Origin of the sequence: Secundilactobacillus silagincola (genome assembly GCF_002583405.1) — a bacterium.
Lineage (GTDB): Bacteria > Bacillota > Bacilli > Lactobacillales > Lactobacillaceae > Secundilactobacillus > Secundilactobacillus silagincola.
The window spans coordinates 419,552-425,877 of record NZ_BCMJ01000002.1 but is presented as its reverse complement, the minus strand read 5'-3'; the positions used below and the strand labels follow the sequence as shown (position 1 = coordinate 425,877).

The following is a 6,326-nucleotide window of genomic DNA, read 5'->3' as shown; positions in this document are numbered from 1 at the left end:
AAAAGCTTCCGTAAGTTTAGGGCAAGAGTACTTTATACCTTGCGTATTAAGACTAAAAAAGTCCTAATCACGAAATAGTGATTAGAACTGATTTAATAAATTTACCAACAACAGTTGTCAAAGAGCCGCTTATTTTGTCTATCTATAAAACTGAAGACACAAAAAAATCACTACCGAATAAATGGTGCACGGACAAAACCGCATTCAAGCTAGACTCGAATTCATCATCATCATAGCGCTTTATACCATAAACTCGGTGTGATTCTATTGCGATCAGCAATAGAGCTGATCACGATTACTGCTTTAAAGCTTTAATACTACTTAATTAGTCAACAAGTTGCAGAATAACCATTTGTGCGCCATCGCCACGACGAGGCATGGTCTTCATGATACGAGTATAACCACCATTACGGTCAGCATACTTAGGAGCAACTTCGCTGAATAACTTTTGCAATGCTGTAGAGATTTGGATGTTATCGCCATCTTCTTTAACATCAGCAACTACATCACGAAGGAATGCTGCGGCTTGACGACGAGCGTGCAAGTCTCCGCGCTTACCTAAGCTGATCATTTTGTCAGTAGTAGAACGTACTTCTTTGGCACGGGCTTCAGTGGTCTTGATTTGGCCATGAATTAATAATTCAGTGGTAAGATCACGAAGTAACGCACGACGTTGTGAACTTGTTCGTTGCAATTTACGGTAACTCATTACTGGATACCCTCCTTTTTATATTTATACTAGTCTTCTTTACGAAGTGATAACCCGAGATCGTTGAGCTTTGCCTTGACTTCTTCCAATGACTTCCGGCCTAAGTTACGAACCTTCATCATGTCAGCTTCAGTCTTGTTGGTCAGCTCTTGAACAGTGTTGATTCCCGCACGTTTGAGACAGTTGTATGAACGGACTGATAAGTCAAGCTCTTCAATCGTCATTTCAAGCATCTTTTCCTTGTGGGTCTCTTCTTTTTCAACCATGATTTCAGCGTTCTTAGCTTCGTCAGTTAAATCAACAAACATTGCTAAATGTTCCGTCAAAATCTTGGCAGCTAAACTGATTGATTCGCTAGGAGTGATTGAACTATCGGTCCAAACATCCATGGTCAGCTTATCATAGTCAGTTCTCTGACCAACCCGCGTGTTTTCAACCTGATAGTTAACACGTTCGATTGGGGTATAAATAGAGTCAATAGGCAAAACGCCAATTGGCATATCTTCCTTAGCCTTGTTTCGGTCAGCTGAAACGTAGCCACGACCTTTATTTGCAGTCATTCGCATGTGGAAGGTTGCCCCTTCTGCGACAGTCGCAATGTAAAGATCAGGATTGAGAACTGTGACATCACTGTCAGCAGCAATGTCACCAGCTGTAACTTGGGCAGGTCCCTTAACGTCAATTTCCATTGACTCGATTTCATCATCAGGGCCCTCAAGCTTAAGCGAAATCTTCTTAGTATTCAAAATAATCTGAGTAACATCCTCAACGACACCTTCAATAGTAGAAAATTCGTGTAAGACGCCATCAATTTGAATACTTGTGACAGCAGCACCAGGCAGCGATGAAAGCAGAATTCGTCTCAAAGAATTCCCTAACGTAGTTCCGTAACCACGTTCGAGAGGTTCAACGACAAATTTGCCGTAATCGTCGCTTTCTTCAATTTTGTGAATGTTAGGCTTTTCGAATTCGATCATTCTTATCTTTTACCCCTTTCAAAACGCGTTGAGCCATATAAATAAGTCCCATCTTGTAGTCGTATGCCCACTAAAACAGGATACACTAAACTCGACGGCGCTTCGGAGGACGAGAACCATTATGAGGAACTGGAGTTACGTCCCGAATGGCAGTAACTTCAAGTCCAGTTGATTGTAAAGCACGGATAGCGGCTTCACGACCAGAACCTGGGCCCTTAACAGCAACTTCAACAGTCTTCATACCATGTTCCATAGAGTTCTTTGCAGCAGCTTCAGCAGCCATTTGTGCAGCAAATGGAGTTGATTTACGACTACCCTTAAATCCTAATGAACCAGCAGAAGACCAAGCAATTGCGTTACCTTGCATGTCAGTAATCATGACCAGAGTGTTGTTAAATGTTGAGTGAATGTGAGCAACACCAGACTCGATATTTTTCTTTACGCGGCGTTTGCGCGAAGTTTTTCTAGTTGCCATAAAATGTCATACCCTCCTTTTAGTAAATTATTTCTTTCTACCTGCAACAGAGGTCTTTTTACCTTTGCGAGTGCGGGCATTGTTCTTCGTGTGTTGACCACGAACGGGCAAGCCACGACGGTGACGCATACCACGGTATGAACCGATTTCTTGAAGACGCTTGATATCCAAGCTAACCTTACGACGTAAGTCACCTTCAACTTGGTAGTTGTCTACGGCTGCACGAATCTTGTCTTCATCTTCAGGGGCGAGATCACGAACGCGAACGTCTGGTGATACACCGGTCTCTTCAATGATTTTTTGTGCAGTAGTGTTGCCAATTCCGAAAATGTAAGTCAAGCCAATGACAATTCGCTTGTCACGTGGCAAGTCAACTCCAGCAATACGAGCCATTAAGTTGCACCTCCTATATTATTATGAATTATTTACCTTGACGTTGTTTGTGCTTAGGGTTTGCTGAGCAAATAACCATTACTCGACCCTTACGCTTGATAATCTTACAATGATCGCACATTTTCTTAACAGATGGACGTACTTTCATGAGAATCAAAACCTCCTATAGTCCTAATGCAAACCAAAAACCAACCTACTTAAACCGGTAAGTGATCCGGCCTTTGGTCAAATCATACGGCGACATTTCAACAGTAACACGGTCTCCAGGAAGAATCCGGATGTAATGCATCCGAATCTTACCAGAAACGTGTGCTAAAATCTCATGACCGTTTTCGAGTTCAACCCGAAACATTGCGTTTGGCAGTGTTTCAGTGACTTTACCTTCAACTTCGATGACGTCTTTTGCCACGAACGTACCCCCTTGAGTGTTTTATGACTATGATTAAATAATGCCCGGACTTGCCCAATAATAAATTGAGGCTAACCTGAGTTAGTTTACCACACCATAACTTTTGAAGCAAGAACTTCTATACTGAGGGCATTTAGGCAAGTTGACTAAGAACCGCTTTGATATCTTTGTAAACATCTTGGATGTCGCGATCACCATCAACGGTGTGAAGTAAACCCTTCTTCTGGTAGAAGTCTACCAGCGGCGTGTTCATCTTCATGTTAACGTCCAAACGATTCTTTACAGTTTCAGGCTTATCGTCTTCTCGTTGATAGAAGTCATGACCGCCACAAACATCACAAGTTCCAGGAACCTTTGTAGGATTATAGACCTTGTGATAAGTTGCGCCGCATGTCCGGCAAATGTACCGGCCAGATAGTCGTTCAATCAGAACACTTGGTTCTACGTGAATGTTGATAACAGCATCCACGTTCCGGCCAAGTTCAGTTCCAAACTGATCAAGTGCTTCAGCTTGGTCAATTGTTCTTGGATAACCATCTAACATGTAGCCCTTTGCGACATCGTCTTGGCCTAAACGGTCTTTAACGATTCCGTTAGTGACTTCGTCCGGAACCAATTCACCTTTGTCAATAAACTTCTTAGCTGCAAGTCCCATCTCAGTTTCATTTTTCATGGCTTCACGGAAAATGTCACCAGTCGAGATATGCAAGATATCGAAGTCTTCAACAATCTTCTGGGCCTGGGTTCCCTTACCGGCACCAGGTAAACCCATTAAAATTAAATTCATTGACATGTTTGTTTCCTCCTAGCAGTTCTCTTTAATGACAAGATGGTGTGCTGAACCAGGTCATCACACCATTACTCGTCTCATTCAGCTGGACGGGGATCTTGAATGAAACCAACGTAAGTCCGTTTCATCATAAGCCCTTCGACCTGTTGGATCGTTTGGATAGCAACACCGACTACGATAAGTAGACTAGTACCGCCAAGTCCAATCGATTCATTCAGATTCCAAACGTTTTGAGCAACTAGTGGAATCAAAGCAACCAACCCTAAGAATAGTGCCCCGACAGTACTCAAACGCATCAGTAAGTTAGATACGTAAACTTGAGTTTCATGACCAGGCCAGACACCCGGAATGTAACTTCCTTGTTTCTGTAAATTCTCAGATAATTTTTCAGGGTTAACCTGAACGAATGCATAGAAGAACGTGAACAAAATAATTAAAATCGTGTATAAGATTGTCCCGCTCGTTGTCTGCATGTTAAAGATATTGGTCAATACTTGATACCAGGTATCTTCAGAGTGGTTATTCGCAAACGCCATCAAAACAGTTTGTGGCGTCGCAATAAACGAACTTGCGAAGATAACGGGAATAACACCAGCGACGTTAACCTTTAAAGGTAGATAACTGCTATCTGGATCACCGGAAACACGACGCGTATATTGAATTGGAATCTTCCGATCAGCTTGTTGTACCCAAGTTACCCAAGTAACAATAAGCAAAACGGCAATTACGACAGCCAAGACAATCAATGCACCGATCCACCAATCAGAAGCAGATAAGTTTTGAAGGTAAGTTTGATATAACTGATAAACCCCGGTTGGGAACCGAGCAACGATACCCGCAAAGATAATCATTGAAACCCCGTTACCCAAACCATGGTCGGTAATCATGTCACCCATCCAAGTGGTTAACATGGTGCCACCAGTCAAAATCAGACCAATCATCGCATACGTTTTAACACCAGGGTTTTGCACCAAATTTAAACTACTTAAGGTGTTGAACCCAGCAGTAATCCCAATTGATTGCACAAACGCTAGGATAATCGTTAAATAACGTGTGTGTTGGTTCAGCTTACGCCGACCAACTTCCCCTTGCTTACTCCATTCTACATAACGAGGCACAATGTCCATTTGTAGAAGTTGGATCACAATTTGTGCGGTAATGTATGGCGAAACACCCATCGCAAAGATGGAATAGTTGGTTAAGCCACCACCACTGAACATGTTTAAAATGCTAACCAATCCAGAAGACGCAACGCTTTGTAATGCCTTTGCGTTAACTCCTGGCACAGTAATGTAGGAGCCAAGACGAAAGACAACCAAAACCATCAGTGTAAAGAGAATCTTATTCCGAATGTCTTTAACCTTAAACGCGTTTTTCATGGTCGACAGCATTAAATCACCTCAGTTTTACCGCCTGCTGCTTCGATTGCGGCACTAGCACTTGCAGAGAACTTTTGTGCTTTAACCGTAAGCTTCTTTGAGATTTCACCGTTACCTAATACTTTAACGGCGACTTTTTCGTTCTTAACAAGACCAGCTTTTACTAATGCTGCAGGAGTAACTTCTGCACCATCTTCAAAACGGTCGTTAAGTGTTTCAAGGTTTACCAATGCATATTCCGTACGGTTCATGCTAGTAAATCCACGCTTTGGAATACGACGGTACAGTGGCATTTGGCCACCTTCGAAACCAAGACGGGTCTTGCTACGAGCCTTTTGACCCTTTTGGCCACGGCCTGATGTCTTACCCTTACCAGCAGAACGGCCACGTCCTTTACGCATACGCGCTACACGTGATCCTTCAGATGGTTGTAATTCGTTCAACTTCATGAATGAAGGCACCTCCTTATTAATTAGTTTACTTTACTTCTTCTACTCTGATTAAGTGTGCAACTTGGAACAATGCACCACGGGTAGCTGCGTTGTCCGGACGAACAACAGAGCTATTAACCTTCTTTAAGCCAAGGGCTTCAACGATCTTACGTTGTTTAGGAAGACGGTGGGCAGCACTATGAATCAAAGTAACTTTTAAATCAGCCATGTTGAGATCCTCCTATTCAGCTAAGTGTTGAACTGAAACACCACGTAAATCAGCAACCTCTTCAGCACGCTTGAGTTGTTTCAAACCTTCAAACGTAGCACGAATGGCGTTGATTGGTGTATCAGAGCCAAGTCGCTTACTTGTAACATCAGCGACACCAGCTAATTCCATGACGGCACGAACAGCACCACCAGCAGTAACTCCAGAACCTTCTGCGGCAGGCTTTAACATAATCCGGCCACCATCGTAAGTTCCGAGAACTTCATGGGGAATGGTAGTACCCACGATTGGAACTTGGATTAAGTTCTTGCGAGCTGCTTCAACAGCCTTACGAATAGCTTCTGGAACTTCTTGAGCTTTACCAGTACCAAAGCCAACGTGACCGTTGTGATCGCCGACAACAACAAGAGCAGCGAAACGCAGACGACGTCCACCTTTTACAACTTTAGTGATTCGGTTGATTGATACAACGTTGTCTTCGAGATCCAACTTCTCAGGATCAATAAACTTTGCCATTAGTGGTTATTCCTCCTT

The 6,326-nt window shown here is 43.0% G+C and carries 11 protein-coding genes; all 11 read right to left on the bottom strand.

All coding sequences use genetic code 11. The features are described from left to right. Positions 1-325: 325 nt before the first annotated feature. Positions 326-709, bottom strand: coding sequence for a 50S ribosomal protein L17 (gene rplQ, locus CES82_RS03900; protein WP_098823997.1), 384 nt, complete (start codon positions 707-709; stop codon positions 326-328). 29 nt (positions 710-738) lie between these two features. Further along, positions 739-1,686 (bottom strand): DNA-directed RNA polymerase subunit alpha, encoded by a 948-nt coding sequence (locus CES82_RS03895; RefSeq protein ID WP_098823996.1) that lies wholly within the window; start codon positions 1,684-1,686, stop codon positions 739-741. A gap of 85 nt (positions 1,687-1,771) precedes the next feature. Next, positions 1,772-2,161 (bottom strand): 30S ribosomal protein S11, encoded by a 390-nt coding sequence (gene rpsK, locus CES82_RS03890; protein WP_054653968.1) that lies wholly within the window; start codon positions 2,159-2,161, stop codon positions 1,772-1,774. Between the two features lie 27 nt (positions 2,162-2,188). After that, the gene (gene rpsM / locus CES82_RS03885) at positions 2,189-2,554 is read right to left on the bottom strand and encodes a 30S ribosomal protein S13 (protein ID WP_098823995.1); all 366 of its coding nucleotides are present in this window, start codon (positions 2,552-2,554) and stop codon (positions 2,189-2,191) included. A gap of 28 nt (positions 2,555-2,582) precedes the next feature. Beyond that, positions 2,583-2,702: a 50S ribosomal protein L36 gene (gene rpmJ / locus CES82_RS03880; RefSeq protein ID WP_089088817.1), complete on the bottom strand. Its 120-nt coding sequence runs from the start codon at positions 2,700-2,702 to the stop codon at positions 2,583-2,585. 45 nt (positions 2,703-2,747) lie between these two features. After that, complete coding sequence (gene infA / locus CES82_RS03875; protein ID WP_010619611.1) at positions 2,748-2,963, bottom strand: translation initiation factor IF-1; 216 nt, start codon at positions 2,961-2,963, stop codon at positions 2,748-2,750. A 133-nt stretch (positions 2,964-3,096) separates the two neighbouring features. Next, a complete protein-coding gene (locus CES82_RS03870) occupies positions 3,097-3,756 on the bottom strand; it encodes an adenylate kinase (protein WP_098823994.1) in 660 nt (219 codons plus the stop codon). 74 nt (positions 3,757-3,830) lie between these two features. Then, on the bottom strand, positions 3,831-5,144 hold the full coding sequence (gene secY / locus CES82_RS03865; RefSeq protein WP_098823993.1) for a preprotein translocase subunit SecY: 1,314 nt from the start codon (positions 5,142-5,144) through the stop codon (positions 3,831-3,833). After that, the gene (rplO, locus tag CES82_RS03860; protein WP_098823992.1) at positions 5,144-5,581 is read right to left on the bottom strand and encodes a 50S ribosomal protein L15; all 438 of its coding nucleotides are present in this window, start codon (positions 5,579-5,581) and stop codon (positions 5,144-5,146) included. The genes secY and rplO overlap by 1 nt, the downstream gene beginning before the upstream one ends. 28 nt (positions 5,582-5,609) lie before the next feature. Beyond that, the gene (gene rpmD / locus CES82_RS03855; protein WP_098823991.1) at positions 5,610-5,792 is read right to left on the bottom strand and encodes a 50S ribosomal protein L30; all 183 of its coding nucleotides are present in this window, start codon (positions 5,790-5,792) and stop codon (positions 5,610-5,612) included. A gap of 12 nt (positions 5,793-5,804) precedes the next feature. Continuing rightward, entirely contained in the window at positions 5,805-6,308 is a 504-nt protein-coding gene (gene rpsE, locus CES82_RS03850) for a 30S ribosomal protein S5 (protein ID WP_098823990.1), read from the bottom strand. Positions 6,309-6,326: the final 18 nt, after the last annotated feature.

Bases quoted from the DNA above. Each gene is read 5' to 3' on its own strand.
- rplQ (WP_098823997.1), bottom strand. From the start codon at position 709: ATGAGTTACCGTAAATTGCAACGAACAAGTTCACAACGTCGTGCGTTA.
- rplO (WP_098823992.1), bottom strand. From the start codon at position 5,581: ATGAAGTTGAACGAATTACAACCATCTGAAGGATCACGTGTAGCGCGT.
- CES82_RS03895 (WP_098823996.1), bottom strand. From the start codon at position 1,686: ATGATCGAATTCGAAAAGCCTAACATTCACAAAATTGAAGAAAGCGAC.
- rpmJ (WP_089088817.1), bottom strand. From the start codon at position 2,702: ATGAAAGTACGTCCATCTGTTAAGAAAATGTGCGATCATTGTAAGATT.
- rpsM (WP_098823995.1), bottom strand. From the start codon at position 2,554: ATGGCTCGTATTGCTGGAGTTGACTTGCCACGTGACAAGCGAATTGTC.
- CES82_RS03870 (WP_098823994.1), bottom strand. From the start codon at position 3,756: ATGTCAATGAATTTAATTTTAATGGGTTTACCTGGTGCCGGTAAGGGA.
- rpmD (WP_098823991.1), bottom strand. From the start codon at position 5,792: ATGGCTGATTTAAAAGTTACTTTGATTCATAGTGCTGCCCACCGTCTT.
- rpsE (WP_098823990.1), bottom strand. From the start codon at position 6,308: ATGGCAAAGTTTATTGATCCTGAGAAGTTGGATCTCGAAGACAACGTT.
- secY (WP_098823993.1), bottom strand. From the start codon at position 5,144: ATGCTGTCGACCATGAAAAACGCGTTTAAGGTTAAAGACATTCGGAAT.
- rpsK (WP_054653968.1), bottom strand. From the start codon at position 2,161: ATGGCAACTAGAAAAACTTCGCGCAAACGCCGCGTAAAGAAAAATATC.